The sequence below is a fragment of the Streptomyces sp. NPDC020884 genome, from assembly GCF_044333935.1.
Lineage (GTDB): Bacteria > Actinomycetota > Actinomycetes > Streptomycetales > Streptomycetaceae > Streptomyces.
Genome location: NZ_JBIRRY010000011.1, coordinates 31,508 through 45,671, shown reverse-complemented (window position 1 = coordinate 45,671; position 14,164 = coordinate 31,508). Strand labels below are relative to the sequence as shown.

Here is a 14,164-nt window from a genome sequence, read left to right as displayed (position 1 = left end):
CCGCTTCCGGCCCGGACACTGTCCCCGGGCCGGAAGCGGCGGCTGCGCCGCGGTCGGCGTCGAGCCCTGGGGCTGTCAGCCCGCGAAGCAGAGCGGCTGGCCGCCGCTGAAGGCGAAGCAGGAGACCTGGCGGGAGACCGTGCCGCTGTGGCCGCCCCGGTCCGTGACGGTCAGCTGCACGGTGTAGGTGCGCTGGGCCGACGGGTACCGGTGGGTGGCGGTGACACCGGTACCGGTCGCGCTGTCGCCGAACTTCCAGGCGTACGAGGCGATGTCGCCGTCCGGGTCGGTGGAGCCGGAGGCGTCGAAGGAGCAGTCGGCGTACCAGCAGGAGAGCGTGAAGGAGGCGGTCGGCGCCTGGCCGGCCGGGGGTTCGGTGGCTCCGGCGGTGACCTGCTTGGTCAGGGTGCCGCTCTCGCCGCTGTCGTCGGTGACGGTGAGCTTGACGGCGTACGTGCCGGCCTTGGTGTAGGTGTGGGACGGCTTCGCGCCCTCGCCCTTGGCCCCGTCGCCGAAGTCCCAGGCGTAGGAGGCGATGTCACCGTCCGGGTCGGTGGAGCCGGAGGCGTCGAAGGTGCAGGCCGGGGTGGTCGTGGAGCACTGGGCGGTGAACGCTGCCACCGGCTTGCCGGGTTCGGCCGGGCCGCCGCCGAGGTCGGTGACGTCCAGCAGCCTGTTCGGGGAGGAGGAACCGGGGTTGGTGACGACGCCGGAGAGGGCGTTGTTCACCAGGGCGTCCCGTACCTGCTGCGGGGTGGCGTTCGGGTGGGCGGAGAGGTGGATCGCCGCCGCGCCCGCCGCGTGCGGGCTCGCCATGGACGTACCGCTCATGGTCTGGGTGCCGCCGCCCATGCGGGTGGAGACGATGGAACCGCCGGGGGCGAACAGGTCGAGGCAGCGGCCGTAGTTGGAGAAGCTGGAGCGGGCGTCGTTGCTGTCCGTGGAGCCGAGGGTGATGGCGGCGGGCAGCCGGGCGGGGCTGGTGTTGCAGGCGTCCCGGTTGTCGTTGCCCGCGGCGACCGCGACCGGAATCCCGGCGTTGATCGCGCCCTGGACCGCGTCGTCCATGGCCTGGTCGCTGCCGCCGCCGAGCGACATGTTGGCGACGGCCGGCTTCTGGGCGTTCCTGGCCACCCAGTCCATGCCCGCGACGATCTGCGAAGTGGAGCCGGAGCCCTGGCAGTTGAGGACGCGGACGCCGACGAGCTTCGCCTTCTTGGCGACGCCGTAGCTCTTGCCGCCGACCGTGCCGGCGACGTGGGTGCCGTGTCCGTGGCAGTCGGCGGAGTCGGCGTCGTTGTCGATGAAGTCGTAGCCGGAGGAGGCGCGGCCCTCGAAGTCGGTGTGCTGGCGGTAGAGGCCCGTGTCCACGATGTACGCGGTCACGCCCTCGCCCTCGTTGGGGTAGGCGTACGAGGAGTCCTTGACGCCGTCGACCCGGTCCAGGCCCCAGGAGGGCGGGTTGGGCTGGGTTCCGGTCGCCCGGACCTCGGCGTCGGCCTGGACGTAGCGGACGCCGGGCTCGGCCGCGAGCTTCCGCGCCTGGGCGGCGGTCGCCCGGAGCGCGAAGCCCCGGAAGGCGGTGGAGTACACGGTGCGCACCGTGCCGCCGTGCTCCGCGACCAGGTCGGCGGCGACCGTGCCCGCGGCGATCGAGGGCGCGTCGTCGAGGGCGACGACGTACCGGCCGGGTATGGCCTCGGCCCGGTCCGCGCCGAGGATCCGGCCCTCGGCGGGAGGGGCGGGGGCGGTCGCCCCGTGGGCGGGGGCGGTTCCGGCGAGTCCGAGCGCCATCGCCGCGGCGGCCGCGGTACACAGTGCGCCGACGAGGCGCGGTCTGCTGGTTGTGCGCATGGTGTGGTTGCTCCCTTGGCTCCATGTGATGGGGAACCGCGCCCGGACCAACGCGAGTTGGGGGCGGTGGACCGGGCACGGGTGACACAGGAACCGCCGCGCCGGGCTGGGGCGTGGGGCAGGGTGTGTGCCCGGTGCGACGACGGGGCAACTCTCCGGTCCCGCCCGGGCCGGAACAATCCGTACGGCGCTGCGTAGCCCCACCTATTCAATGGCCCCCGTACGCCCGGAATCATCCGGGACCCCACCCGGGCGGATCTCCCGGACCTCGCTGCGGGCGGACACGTTCAGCTTCCGGAGCACCTTCGCGACGTGCTGTTCCACGGTGCGCGGCGACAGGAACAGCAGCTCGGCGATCTCCCTGTTCGTGTGCCCCGTCGCGACCAGGCGGGCGACGTCCCGTTCGCGCGGGGAGAGCTCGTTGCCGTATCCCCTTCGCCCCCTGCGGGACCCCTGCGGAGCTCCCGCGCCCCGGTCGCGCAGGGCGCTGCGGCAGCGCGCGGCGTCCCGTACGGCCCCCAGCTCCTCGAAGCGGGCGGCGACCGCGCGCAATCGCTCCACATCACCCCCGGCGGCCCGCTCCGCGCACAGCGCCGCCGGGTACGGGGCCGAGAGCGCCGCGTACCGCTCGGCGGCGCGGTCGTGGTCGCCCAAGCAGGCGGCCAGCGCGGCCCGCGCGGCGGGCGCGTCCCGCTCACCGAGTCCGGCCGTGAACTCGGCCACCAGACCGTCCGCTTCGGGTGCGCGGTCCGCCGCGCCGTACGCCGTCAGCGCGGCCGGCACCAGCTCCGCGGCCCAGCCCCAGACGCCCTTGCGGCGGACCCGGTCCAGCGCTCGCGCGGCCTCCGCGCAGGCCCGGTCGCTCTCGCCCCGCTCCAGCCCGATCCGTACGGCGGCGGCCGATGCGGTGGCGAGTGCGGGGGCCGGGGCGTTGACCGGGTCGCCGAGCGCCGCCGCGTCCAGGTGCTCCAGCGCCGCGTCCCACTCCCCGCGTGTCTCGGCGAGCAGCCCGAGCACGAGGTGGGCGTCGGAGGCGATGCCCGAGACGCCGGGCGCGTCGGCGAGCACCGTGCGGGCCCGTTCGGCGAGCCCCCGCCACGCGCCGCGCGTCCAGGCCATGCGCAGGGCCGTACCCTCGATGATGCCGCTGAGGAAGGGCGCTCCGGCCGCCTCCGCCAGCCGCACCCCCTCGTCCCGGAAGCGTTCGGCATCGGCGGACCGGCCCAGCCAGGCGCAGACGTCGGCCGCGTTGGCGCACATCCGGGCCAGTTCGACGCGTTCGGCCGCGCTCCGCCCGTCGGCGAGCAGCTTCTCGGCGTCTTCGCGCACCGCGTCGCCGTCGCCGAGGCAGACCCGCAGCGCCAGGTGGTTGCCGCGCACGGCGAGCCGCAGCGCCCGGTCGCCGTGGGCGGCGGCGAGCTCCTCGGCCCGCCGGGCCCAGTGCGCGTGGACGGAGACGGGGTGCTCGCCCCAGACGGGCATGGCGAGGCCCGCCATGGCACGGGCGGCCAGCTCGGGACGCTCGTGCAGTTCGTCCACGGCCAGCTCGGTGTCCAGGCGGCCCTGTTCGTGCCGGCCCGCCTGGTTGTTGAGCAGCAGCCCCAGGTTGAGCCGGATCTCGCCCCGTACCGCGTCCGGCAGTTCGGCCGACGCGGCGGAGGAGACGACGCGGCGCAGCAGTCGGCTGGAGCGCCGGTGGGCCAGCCCGAAGAGGGCCGCCCGGCTGAGGCGCACCGCGAGCCGCGCCCGGTCCGCTTCCGGGAGGCAGGGATCGTCCAGGACCCCTTCGTACAGTTCGACGGCGAGCGCCGCGTCGCCGAGCTGGCGGGCCGATTCGGCTGCCTGTTCGGCGTACGCGCGCCAGGCGGGCAGGTCGCCCGCCTGGCGGGTGTGGTGGGCGAGCTGGACGAGCGGCGGGGGCTCCTGGGCGGCCAGCACGGTGGTGGCGTGCCGGTGCAGCCGCCGCCGGTCCGGTCTCAGGAGCCCTTCGTAGACGGCCTGTTGGGCCAGGCCGTGCCGGAAGCCGTAGCGGTCCTCCCCGCAGTCGTGGAGCACACCCGCGCGCAGGGCCTCCCGCAGGGCATCGGCCGCCTCGTCGCCGCTCTGGCCCGCCACCGCGCCGATCAGCTCCTCGGCGGCGGGCACCTTCAGTACGGCGGCGGCGTGCACGGCGGCCGCCGCCGGTTCGGAGAGGCCCGCCACCCGCTCGGCCATGGCGTCGCGCATGAGGAGAGGCACCGCCCCCTGGGATCCGTCGAGTTCGCCCGGTTCCTCCAGGACGAATTCGAGGACGAAGGGAATCCCCGCCGTCCGCTCGTGCAGCCGGTCCGCCACGGCGGCGGGGACGTCACGGCCGGTCAACGCCGCCGTGAGGGTCCTGACTCCGGCGACGTCGAGCGGGCTCAGCGGGAGGACCACCGAGGTGACGCCCGGCGGATGCCGGTAGGCGCGGCCCAGGGGCAGCGCCCCGCTCCTGAGGTCCTCGCGGCGGTAGCTGAGGACGGTGGACAGGCCCGGCGGCGGGTCGTCGGCCAGGAAGCGGAGCAGGTCCCGGGTGCCGTCGTCGGCCCAGTGCAGATCCTCCACGACGAGGACCACCGGGGACACCGCCGCGAGCAGCGCCCGCACGGCCCGGAAGAGACGGTGGGCCGCCGCCTGCGGATCCAGCAACGGAGCGGGATCGGGAGGCAGTTGCCCGGCGAGTTCGGGAAGGTAGGGCCGCAGGGCCCCGCAGACCGGGTTGAGCCGCTCGGGCACCGCGCCCTCCAGGGTGCGCAGGACGTCGAAGACGGGACCGTACGGGAAGGGCTCGCGCAGCGGCGGGCAGGCGCCGGCCAGGACGCGCATGCCGGGCGGCCTGCCGGGGCCGGGCACGGGGTGCCCGACGGCCTCCCGGATCAGCCGGGTCTTGCCGACGCCCGCCTCGCCCTCGATCAGGGCGACCGACGGCGGGTGGGCCATCACGTCGAGCAGTGCGTGCAGTTCTCCGGTCCGTCCGACCAGCACCAACGTGGACTCCCCTGATGGTGGCGGCAGATGTCGGCGAAACTACCCCCGGCCGCCGGGGCCGTCCAGCAGCGCTCCGACATCCCGGCATCCGCTCCGGCGATCCGGCATCCGTTCCGGCGATCCCTCGATTCGTTCCGGCGATCCGGCGATCCGGCGATCCGGCGTGAACATCGCGGCTCCGGGGCACGTACCCCTGACCGAAGCCATCAGGACCGGGACACCGACGAAGGGAATGCCGCGATGAGCGCAGCGCAGGAGCGCCGGATCCGCCTCGGACGCCGTACCGTCGTCGCAGCGGTGGGAGCGGCCGGAGCGGCCGCCGCCCTCACCTCGTGCGGCGGATCGGACGATTCGGGAGGCTCGGACACGGTCGAGCAGCCCGGGAGCGGGGACGACGGGCAGGGCGGGGAGGTGCTCGCCGCCACCGCGGACATCCCGGAGGGCGGCGGGGTGGTCTTCGCCGCGCAGAAGATCGTGGTGACCCAGCCGCAGCCCGGCCAGTTCAAAGCGTTCTCGTCCACGTGCACGCATCAGGGCTGCGCGGTCAAGGACGTCTCGGGCGGCACGATCACCTGCCCCTGCCACAACTCCACGTTCGACGCCGCCACGGGCAGCCCGACCGGCGGGCCGGCCACCCAGCCGCTCCCCGCCCGCGAGATCACCGTCGAGGGCGATGCGATCAGGCTGGCGTAACGGCCTCCCGCCCGCGCGGCCGCTTCCAGCCGTCGAGGACGGCGTCCGTGGTGGTGACGGTGGCGACCAGGGCGAGCGTGTTGCGGACCATGGCGGGGGTGTACTCGGCGGGCACCCCCGCGATGGCGTCGGACGGGACGACGGCCGTGTAGCCGAGGTTGACCGCGTCGAAGACGGCGTTGGGGATGGCCACGTTGGCCGAGACACCGGTGACGACGAGCGTGCGGCAGCCGAGGTTGCGCAGCAGCGGGTCGACGCCGGTGCCGGCCAGGGGCGACAGCCCGTGCAGCCGGCGGACGACGAGGTCCTCGTCGGCCACCTCGATGGGGGGTGCGACCCGGACGGCGGTGGTGCCGGTGTGCTGCTGGACAGGCAGCCGGGCGGCGGCGCGGAACAGCCGGGCGTTGTGGCTGCCGCCGCGCCCGTCGGGCCGGCTCTCGGCGACCGCGTGCATCACCTGGATGCCGCCCTCGTGGGCGGCGGCGACGAGCCGGGCGATGTTGGCCAGCGCACCCGACGAGCGGGCGGCAGCGGCGAGTTCGGGCAGGGCGCTGTCCGGCCCCACGACGCCCTGCTGGCACTCGACGGTCAGCAGGACGGTGGTGGTGGGGTCGAGCAGCGCGATGAGCCGCTCCTGTGATTCCCTCGACGGCACGGGCACTCCTCCCTTTCCCGGTGTCCGTCACCCGGCCCGGGACGGACTTCTGCGGACGGACTTCCACGGACGGACCGGGCGCGCGAGAGTAGCGGCCATTGCGTCACGAAGGAAGAGCGTCCATGATTTCTGACACCCAGTCAGAAACGAGAAGGGCGGGACCATGACCGACACCCAGCGACGAGGCCGCCGGATCATGATGACGCCCGAGGAGCGGGACGCCTATCTCGGCGAACAGCGCACCTGCCGGGTGGCCACGCTCGGCCCCGACGGCGCTCCGCATGTGGGCGCTCTGTGGTTCGTCTGGGACGGCGGCTCCCTCTGGCTGTACTCCATCACCCGCAGCCTGCGCTGGTCCCAGCTGCGCGGCGACGCCAGGATCGCCGTGGTCGTGGACGACGGCGAGGGGTACGAGGAGCTGCGCGGCGTGGAGCTCGCCGGCCGGGTGGAGTTCATCGGCGAGGCGCCCCGCACGGGTGAGCCCTGCCCCGAACTCGCCGAGCCGGAAAGGCTGTTCCCCGTGAAGTACTTCGGCATCGCGGAGATGCCGCACGACGGACGGCACGCCTGGCTGCGACTGAGGCCGGAGACGATCACCTCCTGGGACTTCCGCAAACTCGCCGACCTCGACTGAACCCAGGAAGCGACCTCGGCTGAGCCCGGGACCGGCGCCCCGAGGCCGAGGGACCGGCGCCCCCGGAGGGCCGCGGCTCATCCCCCGGCGGCCGCCACACCCGCGCCCGCCGCCCGCAGTGCCGCCACCGCGGCCCGGACCGACGGCCGGCGGTCGGCGTCCGTGCGCCAGACGGCGTGGACGTGCCGCCGCATGGTCTGTCGCACCGGCACCAGGCGCACTCCCTCGGGGACCGGACCGCGCCCCAGCCGGGGAGCCACGCAGACGCCGAACCCAGCCGCGATCAGGGCGAGTTGTGTGTGATGCTCACCGGCCAGGTGGGCGATGCGCGGTTCGATGCCCCGGGAGCGCAGGGTGAACATCAGCCACTCGTAACAGAATTCGCCCTCGGGCCAGGAAACCCACGGGTCGTCCGCGAAATCCTCCAGCTCCACCTCGTCGCGGTCAGCCAGGGGATGCCCGGCGGGCATGGCGATGTCCGGTGCGTCGTCGAGGAGTTCGGCCTTGGTCAGCCCGCCGGGCACAGGCAGCCGCTTGTTGCTCCAGTCGAGCACGACGGCCAGGTCGACATCTCCGCGGAGCACGGCGCGCAGCCCCTGCTCGGGCTCCAGCTCCCGGGTGCGGACCGTGAGGTCGGGGTGGTCCGCGCGCAGGGAGGTGAGCGTCGCGGGGAACAGTCCGCGGGCCGCGGTCGGGAAGGCGGAGATCCTCACCTCGCCGACGACCTCGCCCCGCTGGGCCTCGATGTCCGACTGGGCCAGCTCCACCTGCGACAGGATCCGCGCAGCATGGTCCGCGAGCAGCCGCCCGGCATCGGTGAGGCGGACCCCGCGGCCGTTCTTGGCGAGCAGCCGCTGCCCGACCTCGCGCTCCAGCTTCGCCATCTGCTGCGAGACCGCCGACGTCGTGACGTGCAGCCCGTCGGCCGCCCCGCTCACCGAGCCGTGCCGGGCGAGGGCGTCCAGCGTGCGCAGCCGCTCCAGGTTCAACATGTAAGCGATGCTACGTGATCACCCACAGAAACATTCGCTTGTTCTACGACATCATGTTCGTCAGGGTGGACCCATGAGCGCTCCCTGCGAGCCGAGGGCCGCGGCCCCGGTGTCAGCCCCTCCGCCGCCCGTCCCGTCCGCGCCACCCGCCCGGCGACCGGCTCTCGACTGGCGGATCCGGTTCGCGGGCCTCTCGCTCATCTGGGGGTTCAGCTTTCTGCTGATCAAGGTCGGGACCGAGGGCTACGCCCCGTTCCAGGTCACCTTCGGCCGGCTGCTGGCCGGTACGGCGGTCCTGGTCGCCGCGATGGCGATGCGCCGGGAGCGACTGCCGCGTTCGGCCCGGACGTGGGGGCACCTCGCGGTCGCGGCGTTCCTCCTCAACGCGCTGCCGTTCTCGCTCTTCTCCTACGCCGAGCTGACGATCCCCTCGACGCTGGCCGGGATCTGCAACGCGACCTCGCCTCTGTGGGGCATGGCGCTCTCGGTGGTCGCCCTGTCGGAGGACCGTCCGACCCGCCGCCGGGTGGCCGGTCTCGGCGTCGGCTTCCTCGGCGTTCTCACGGTGCTCGGCGCCTGGCAGGGCTTCTCCGGACTGGACCTGCCGGGTACGGGCATGGCGCTGATCGCCTCGTTCTGCTATCCGGTCGGCTGGATCTACGTCCGCCGCACCCTGGCCGGGAACGGATCGTCGACGCTGGCGCTGACGGGCAGCCAGCTCTTCCTCGGCACGCTGCAACTGGCCGTGGTGACGCCGCTGTTCACCTCGGCGCCCACCTCCTTCCCGCTGCTGCCGACGCTCTCCGTCCTCGCGCTGGGAGCGCTGGGGACCGGCCTCGCGGTGCTGCTCCAGTACGGCCTGGTCCAGGAGGTCGGTCCGACGACGGCCCAGATGGTCACGTACTTCATCCCGGTGATCGCGACGGCGGCGGGGGTCGCGCTGCTCGGCGAACAGCTGAGCTGGAACACCCCGGTCGGGGCTCTGATCGTCCTCGTCGGGGCGGCCCTCACCCAGAGCCGCTCCCGCCCGGCCGCCACCGTTCCGCGGCCCGCGGGGAGCCCGGCCGCCACCGTTCCGCGGCCCGCGGGGAGCCCGGCCGCCCCGTCCGACCGCCCGCCGGACGCGGACGCCGCCCGGCTCAGCCGTAACTGACCGGCCGTGCCGGACCCGCCGCCGCGGCCACCGCGTCCGCCAGGGGCCCGATGTCCGCCGCGGCCAGCGGGGAGACGGTGAGCCGCACCCCCTGGGGCGTGTCCAGCCGGAAGCGGGCGCCCGGAGCCGCGGCCCAGCCCGCGTGGAGCAGCCGGGCGACGGCCCCGGTCTCGTCGCTCACGGGCACCCACACGTTCATCCCGCTGCGGCCCCGGGCCGTCACGCCGCGCTCCGCCAGTGCGTGGATCAGCGCGTCCCGGCGGTCACCGTAGGACCGCGCGACCGTACGGGTGTCGACGGCGCCCGAGGTCCACAGATGGAGCACGGCGCGCTGCAACAGCCGGCTGACCCAGCCGGGCCCGAGCCGCTGGCGACCCGCCACCCGGTCCACCGTGACGGCGTCCCCGGTGAGCGTGGCGACCCGCAGATCCGGGCCGTACGCCTTGGCCGCCGAGCGGATGAACGCCCAGTGGGCCGTCACACCGGCCAGCGGATGCAGCGGCAGGTCGACGATGGCGTGGCCGTGGTCGTCCTCGATCAGCAGCACGTCGGGGTGGCGGGCGAGGACCGCGCGCAGCTCCCGGGCGCGCGGCGCGTCCAGGTACGCACCGGTCGGGTTCTGCGCCCGGTCGGTGACGACGAGGGCCCGCGCCCCGGACCGCAGCGCCCGCTCCACCTCCGCGGGCAGCGGACCGGAGTCGTCCACGCCGACCGGTACGGCGCGCAGCCCGAGCGCCGGTACGAGGTCGAGCACGCTGCCCCAGCCGGGGTCCTCCACCGCCACCGTGTCGCCCGGCCTGAGGTGCGCCGCGAGGACCCGCTCGATCGCGTCCAGGGCGCCGGACGTCACGGCGACCGGCCCGGCGGGGACCCCGTCGGCGTCCATCGCGGCGCGGGCGTACGCGGCGAACTCCGCGACCACCGGGGCCTGTCCGTACAGACCGTGGTGCGCCGCGTCGGCGGCGGCGGCCGCGGCGAGGGCCGGCCCGAGGTCCGGCAGCAGCTCCGGATCGGGATTCCCCTCCCCGAGGTCCCGGACGCCCGGGGGCGCCTCGATCCGTAGGGAGCCCCGCGATGTGCTCGCCGGGGCGGGCCGCACCCGGCTGCCCCGGCGTCCGGCCGTCTCGATCACTCCGCGCTCGCGCAGCGTCCGGTAGGCGGCCGCCACGGTGTTGGGATTGACCTCGAGATGTGCCGCCAACTCCCGCATGGGGGGCAGCACATGACCCGGCGGGAGGTCTCCGGAACCGACCCCGCGCTCGACACTGGCGGCAATCTCCGATGCGCGCCGCCCACTGATCCGATACTCTCCTAGCACAAACAACATTATGCACTAGTGCAATGGAGTAAGCAAATGCAGCACACCGCACCGCCCGACGCCACGGGCTCCGGCGTCGCCGCCCCTTACCTTCCCACCGACCGTACGGTGCCCACCCGGTCCAGGGAGCGCGCCTCCTACGACCGCGAACTGGTCCACTCGATACTCGACGAGGCCTACCTCTGCCACCTGGGCTTCGTGCGCGACGGTGCGCCGGTCGTCCTGCCGACCCTCTTCGGCCGGATCGGCGAGCGGCTGTACGTCCACGGCTCGACGGGCTCGCGACCGCTGCGGTCGGCGAAGAACGCCGACCCGGGGCTGCCGGTCTGCCTGACGGTCACCCATGTCGACGCCCTCGTGCTGGCCAGGTCCGCCTTCCACCATTCGTTGAACTACCGCTCGGTGGTGGTGCACGGCACGGCCGTGACGGTGACCGACCCCGAGGAGCGACGGCTCGCCCTGGACGCGATCGTGGACCAGGTCGTGCCGGGTCGCTCCCGCGACTCCCGGCCGGCCGACGCCAGAGAGCTCGCCGCGACGGCGGTGATCCGGCTGGATCTGGACGAGGTGTCCGCGAAGGTCCGCACCGGCGGGCCCAACGACGAACCCGAGGACAGCGCCCTCCCCCACTGGACCGGCATCGTGCCGCTCACCCGGGGCTACGCGGCGCCGGTCCCCGCGGACGACCTGAATCCGGCCATCGGCGTACCGGACTACCTGTCCACGCTCTGACGAAGACCGAAAGGCGAAGCGGCAGCGGGCCCGGAGGTCGTCTCCGCTCCCGGGCCCGCCCCGCCCCTCACACCGCCACGGCGTCCCTCCGCCGGGCGACCGCCGCGCCGCGCGCCTCCGCGAGGGCCAGCCCGGCCACGGCGGTCAGCAGGAGCAGCGTGCCGACGACCGTGGCCGCCGTCAGCCGCTCCCCCAGGGCGGTCACCGCGATGACCGCCGCGCTCACCGGCTCCAGGAGCATGATCACGGAGACGGTTGCCGACCGGACAGCGGCCGCTCCGGCGAAGTACAGCGCGTAGGCGAGCGCCGTGGGGACCGCCGCCACGTAGACCAACAGCCACAGCACCTGCCCGGTCTCGGCGGTGTGCGGCACCAGCCCCTCAGCCATGGCCATGGGCAACAGGCCCACCGCTCCGATGCCGAACGCCCAGGCACTGGTGGCCAGCGCGTCGCCCCCGCCGCCGTCCCGCCCGAGCCAACGGGTGAGGAGCGTGATCGCCGCGTACCCGGCGGCGGACAGCAGCGCGAGCAGCACCCCGGTCGGCACGACGTCGCCGCCCTCGCCGCCCAGGACCAGCACGACGAGCCCGGCCAGCGCGCCGGTCACGGCGGCCAGGCCGCCCCTGCCGAGGCGTTCGCCCAGCAGCAGGCGTGCCCCGACGGCGATCAGGACGGGCCCGGCGCCGAGCGTGACGACGGTGCCGACGGCGAGGCCGGTGACCTCGACCGCCGCGAAGTACGCGCTCTGGAACACCGTGAGCCCGACGCCGGTGCCGAGGATCCGGAGCAGCCGGCGACGGCGCGGCTCCGGCGCCCGGGGCGCCCGGCGGGGGCGCAGGGCGAGCGCCCCGGCGAGCAGGAGGAGGCCGCCGGTACAGCGCCAGAAGGACAGGGCGAGGGGGCCGAGATCGCTGACCCGGAAGATCAGGGCCGCGGCCGCGCCGGCGGTGCCCCAGGCGACTCCGGCGACGACGAGATACAGCATGCTCCGCCCGACGGGCAGCGCGGAACCAACAGGGGTGGACATGTGACTTCTCCAGGGGAGGACGGGGTGGTGGGTCGCTCGGCTCCGCACGCGGGCAGCGACGAACCGCTCGGGGACTGCCCGAGCCCGGTCTTCGTCAGGAATGGCCGCCCGCGCTAGGCGGCAGGCGGCGGCAGCACAGTCAGATGCATGGTCGGCACACTAATGCGGGGCCCGGTCGCCGGACAACTCGCCCTCGACGGCCCCGGTCACCGCGCCCGTGCCGGCACCGGCGGCGACGGGACCCGACGGCGGCTTCGGCGCGGCGGACTGGGCGATGAACGCGCCGGTCAGGACGACGAATCCGCCGATGAGCTGCGGCGCGGACAGATGCTCGCCGAGGAGAACCCAGGCGAGACCGGTCGCGATGACCGCTTCGAGGCAGGCCACGACCCCGGCCACCTGGGGCGAGAGCAGCCGGATGGAGAAGACCCCGGTGGCGTACGCGAGCACGGTGGCGAGCAGCACGATCCAGCCGAGCAGCAGCCAGGCGGGAACGTCGTTGCCGTCCATGGCCGCGCTGCCGCCGAGCACGGACCAGTCCATGCCCCAGGGGCGGGCGACGACGGTGAGGACGAGCGCGCCGACGATCAGTCCGTACGCGATGACGCCGACGGGGTTCGGCGGTTCGGCGTGTCCGCCCTCGCCGTCGGGGCCGTCCTGTCCGCCGTGGTCGGAGAGGACGAAGTAGCCGACCTGGCAGCAGGCCGCGCCGAGGGCGAGCAGCAGCCCGAGGAGATCGAAGCTGAGCCCGGCCCACACCTCGACGACGCAGGCGAGTCCGCCGACCGCCAGCACCACGCCGACCGCGGCCGCCCGGGTGACGGGCCTGCGCTGTACGAAGCGGACCCAGCCGAGGACCAGGGCGGGCGCCAGGTATTCCACCAGGAGCGCCACGCCGACCGGGATCCGGGAGAGCGAGGCGAAGTAGAAGGCCTGGACCCCGGCGACCGCGAACAGGCCGAACCCGGCGAGCAGGGCGGGACGTTCCCGTACGAGATTCCGGTGGCGCCAGGCGACCGGGAGCATGATGACGGCGGCGCCCGCGACGCGCAGCCAGACCACGTGCAGCGGGTCGAGCCCCGCCTCGATCAGCGGCTTGGCCGCCACGCCCGAACCGCCGAACGCGCAGGCCGAGACGAGGGCGAGGCCCAGCCCGGCGCTTCTGCCCTGAAATCTCGAAGACGCGTGCATCGGCACATCATGACATCAGTCGACAGCACCGTCACACCCATGACACCTGTCGAGACGACTTCCGCCGCGACCACGGGGAAGGGCTCACGCGTCGCCGCCGCCAAAGGGCTCATGCCACCGCCGCCGCACCGGGCCGGCAGGGTTCACCCGTGTCGCGAGGCCTCGTTCGTGAGCACCGCCACCCGGTCCGCCAACCACCGCGCGTCCACGCCCCCGCGGGCGAGCACCTCCACCGCACGGCATGCGCTGTCGGCCGCCAGCGCGGCGAGCAGGTCGAGACCGGCGGCGCGCGATTCACCACGCGCCGCCGCACGGGACAGCGCGTCCTCCATGGCGGCGAGGGCCGAGGGCGACCAGCCGTCGACGGCCGGGGCGCGCACCGCCGGAACGGCGCCGGAGTCCTCGACGGACCCCTGCCAGCGGAGCCCGTAACCGATGCTGCGCTGGACGAGATAGCCGAGCACCCTGGCCGGCTGCGGCCCGCCCTCGAAGGCCTGGCGGACTTCGGGGTCGGTCTCGATCAGCGAGTGCAGAAGGTGGGCGGTGTCGATCTGCCGGTCTCCGTCGCGCAGCGCACGCCTGCGCGCACCCGTCAGCACCGATGCCAGTTCCACGGTGAAGCGGGCATCGAGTTCGGTGGGGTTCGGTGCGGGCTGTTCTGGCATCCGCGGCGTCCGGTTTTGCACACCTCTACCCCATCAGTCCGGCGGCCGGAAGGCATCCCCGGAGGGACCCATCGGGCATCCCACCGAAGTTGGGGACAGCGGAGCGGCCCGTCATCCTTGCGGATGAGATCGCGCCGAGGGGCACAACCATGCCGCTCCGGGGCGCGCGCCGCCTTGCATCGCCCATCCCCGCGGCAACCGCCGACCCCCGCCCGTACGTCCCTCACGCAACAACGCACAC

Annotated in this window: 12 protein-coding genes; 4 read left to right on the top strand and 8 right to left on the bottom strand. The window is 74.4% G+C overall.

The features are described 5' to 3' along the window. Positions 1–75 precede the first annotated feature (75 nt). Together ACH4UK_RS30045 and ACH4UK_RS30040 are read right to left on the bottom strand one after the other, a co-directional pair. On the bottom strand, positions 76–1,854 hold the full coding sequence (locus ACH4UK_RS30045; RefSeq protein WP_398361300.1) for a S8 family serine peptidase: 1,779 nt from the start codon (positions 1,852–1,854) through the stop codon (positions 76–78). A 204-nt stretch (positions 1,855–2,058) separates the two neighbouring features. Further along, the gene (locus tag ACH4UK_RS30040) at positions 2,059–4,860 is read right to left on the bottom strand and encodes an ATP-binding protein (protein ID WP_398361298.1); all 2,802 of its coding nucleotides are present in this window, start codon (positions 4,858–4,860) and stop codon (positions 2,059–2,061) included. Between the two features lie 243 nt (positions 4,861–5,103). On the opposite strand from ACH4UK_RS30040, the gene ACH4UK_RS30035 reads away from it, so the two are divergent. Continuing rightward, positions 5,104–5,556, top strand: coding sequence for a Rieske (2Fe-2S) protein (locus tag ACH4UK_RS30035; RefSeq protein ID WP_398361297.1), 453 nt, complete (start codon positions 5,104–5,106; stop codon positions 5,554–5,556). Here the strand turns inward: ACH4UK_RS30035 and ACH4UK_RS30030 are convergent. After that, positions 5,543–6,211 carry a cysteine hydrolase gene (locus ACH4UK_RS30030; RefSeq protein WP_398361295.1) on the bottom strand — a complete coding sequence of 223 codons (669 nt, stop codon included), beginning with the start codon at positions 6,209–6,211 and terminating at the stop codon, positions 5,543–5,545. The genes ACH4UK_RS30035 and ACH4UK_RS30030 overlap by 14 nt on opposite strands. Positions 6,212–6,374: 163 nt before the next feature. Between ACH4UK_RS30030 and ACH4UK_RS30025 the strand changes: the two genes are divergently transcribed. Continuing rightward, positions 6,375–6,845 carry a pyridoxamine 5'-phosphate oxidase family protein gene (locus ACH4UK_RS30025; protein ID WP_398361293.1) on the top strand — a complete coding sequence of 157 codons (471 nt, stop codon included), beginning with the start codon at positions 6,375–6,377 and terminating at the stop codon, positions 6,843–6,845. Positions 6,846–6,922: 77 nt separating this feature from the next. Here ACH4UK_RS30025 and ACH4UK_RS30020 read toward each other — a convergent pair whose 3' ends face one another. Beyond that, the gene (locus ACH4UK_RS30020; protein ID WP_398361291.1) at positions 6,923–7,837 is read right to left on the bottom strand and encodes a LysR family transcriptional regulator; all 915 of its coding nucleotides are present in this window, start codon (positions 7,835–7,837) and stop codon (positions 6,923–6,925) included. A 73-nt stretch (positions 7,838–7,910) separates the two neighbouring features. Between ACH4UK_RS30020 and ACH4UK_RS30015 the strand changes: the two genes are divergently transcribed. Beyond that, a complete protein-coding gene (locus tag ACH4UK_RS30015) occupies positions 7,911–8,990 on the top strand; it encodes a DMT family transporter (protein ID WP_398361289.1) in 1,080 nt (359 codons plus the stop codon). Here the strand turns inward: ACH4UK_RS30015 and ACH4UK_RS30010 are convergent. Beyond that, entirely contained in the window at positions 8,977–10,308 is a 1,332-nt protein-coding gene (locus tag ACH4UK_RS30010) for an aminotransferase class I/II-fold pyridoxal phosphate-dependent enzyme (RefSeq protein ID WP_398361288.1), read from the bottom strand. The genes ACH4UK_RS30015 and ACH4UK_RS30010 overlap by 14 nt on opposite strands. Positions 10,309–10,344: 36 nt before the next feature. On the opposite strand from ACH4UK_RS30010, the gene ACH4UK_RS30005 reads away from it, so the two are divergent. Continuing rightward, complete coding sequence (locus ACH4UK_RS30005; RefSeq protein ID WP_398361286.1) at positions 10,345–11,040, top strand: pyridoxamine 5'-phosphate oxidase family protein; 696 nt, start codon at positions 10,345–10,347, stop codon at positions 11,038–11,040. A gap of 67 nt (positions 11,041–11,107) precedes the next feature. Here the strand turns inward: ACH4UK_RS30005 and ACH4UK_RS30000 are convergent, their stop codons facing one another. The 3 genes from ACH4UK_RS30000 to ACH4UK_RS29990 all read right to left on the bottom strand — a co-directional run bounded on the left by ACH4UK_RS30000 (position 11,108) and on the right by ACH4UK_RS29990 (position 13,944). Continuing rightward, positions 11,108–12,067 (bottom strand): DMT family transporter, encoded by a 960-nt coding sequence (locus ACH4UK_RS30000; RefSeq protein ID WP_398361284.1) that lies wholly within the window; start codon positions 12,065–12,067, stop codon positions 11,108–11,110. Positions 12,068–12,226: 159 nt separating this feature from the next. After that, positions 12,227–13,258, bottom strand: a complete 1,032-nt coding sequence (locus ACH4UK_RS29995) for an EamA family transporter (RefSeq protein ID WP_398361282.1) — start codon at positions 13,256–13,258, stop codon at positions 12,227–12,229. 143 nt (positions 13,259–13,401) lie between these two features. Beyond that, on the bottom strand, positions 13,402–13,944 hold the full coding sequence (locus ACH4UK_RS29990; protein ID WP_398361280.1) for a peptidase: 543 nt from the start codon (positions 13,942–13,944) through the stop codon (positions 13,402–13,404). Positions 13,945–14,164 lie beyond the last annotated feature (220 nt).